This is a genomic window from Rhodoferax sp. RT5P35, from assembly GCF_056521385.1.
Genome location: NZ_JBWMAX010000143.1, coordinates 1 through 1,391, shown reverse-complemented (window position 1 = coordinate 1,391; position 1,391 = coordinate 1). Strand labels below are relative to the sequence as shown.

Sequence of the window (1,391 nt, the reverse complement as noted above, 5' to 3'; positions counted from 1 at the left end):
GTGCTCGGCGCAGTACCTGGACGAGCACCCCACGCTGCGCACGCTACAGAGCCTGCGGGAAGCGGATCTGCTGGACCTCAGCCCCTATGGGCGCTCGCAACTGGCGGAGCACATTGACTGGTCGGTGTGGCTGGCTTTCCACGGCATCGACCTGGGTGAACGCGCTCCGGCTGCCCGCCCGCCGTTCAGCACCAATGACTACAACATGCTGGTGCAGTTGGCGCTGCAACACCAGGGTGTGGTGCTGGGCTGGGACCACCTGGTGGGCCATCTGGTGGCCGATGGCCTGCTGGTGCGCCCGATTGCCGAAGAGGTGTCGCACACCGAGCGGTGCCACTACCTGAGCATCCGCTCGGATGTGGAGCACAACGCGGCTTGCTCGACGTTTCGCGACTGGATCCTGGGCCAGTTTCCCGGCTGAAACTGCCAGGTTTTGCAAGCCAGCACCCCGGCTGTGCGTGGGCCTGCAGGCATGCACCACACAGCCCCTCGAACTGCACTGCAACGGTGCTTTACCTGCTTATTTTTTCAGGGTTAATACTGATCCATTACCTGCCGTTATCGATCGCAGGACGGAAATGTCGTTTGTGTGACATGGGCATTCAACCTAACCTTAAGGCCTGTTCAGCAAGCCATGCTGGACGCGCAAACACAAGGAAGAAGCATGAACTTTGACGGCATTTGGACACCGATCGCAACCCCTTTCGGGGCAAACGGCAACATCGATACCGCAGCACTCGAACCGCTGCTGGAGAACCTGGTGCGGCACGCGGTGAGCGGCATCATCGTTGGCGGCACCACCGGCGAGTACTACGCCCAGAGCAATGCCGAGCGCAAGCAACTGCTGGATGTGATCGCCAAGCTGAACCGGGGCCGCCTGCCGCTGATGGCGGGCATCAACGCCACCAGCACCGATGAATCGCTGGACCTGGGCCGCTACGCCAAGGATGTGGGCTACAACTGCATTCTGCTGGCCGCCCCCTACTACTGCCAGCCCACGCAACAAGAGCTGCTGGCCCACGCCCTGGCGGTGGATGACGCCCTGAACCTGCCCGCCATGCTCTACAACTTTCCGGCCCGCACCGGCACGGAGATGGGCTTTGATTTCATCAACGCGCTGCGCAGCCGCCCCAACTTCCAGTCCATCAAGGAGAGCACGGGTTCGGTGGAGCGCATGCACCGCCTCATCACCGAGCACGCAGACCAGCTCCAGGTGAGCTGCGGCATGGACGACCAGGTGCTGGAGTTCTTTGCCTGGGGTGCACGCAGCTGGACGGCAGGGGCTTCCAACTTCGCCCCGCAGCAGCATGTGGCCTTGTACAAGACCTGCGTGGTGGACCAGGACATGGTCGCTGGCCGGGCACTGGCGGCCCGCTTCCTGCCAATGCTGA

Annotated in this window: 2 protein-coding genes; both read left to right on the top strand. The window is 62.7% G+C overall.

The window, feature by feature from the left end; translation table 11 throughout:
- Positions 1-421: LysR substrate-binding domain-containing protein (locus AC097L_RS24425; protein ID WP_479589314.1), on the top strand; the 421-nt coding region annotated here is incomplete at its 5' end.
- 243 nt (positions 422-664) lie between these two features.
- Positions 665-1,391, top strand: a 727-nt coding sequence (locus AC097L_RS24420; RefSeq protein WP_479589313.1) for a dihydrodipicolinate synthase family protein, incomplete at its 3' end; no start/stop codon positions are given.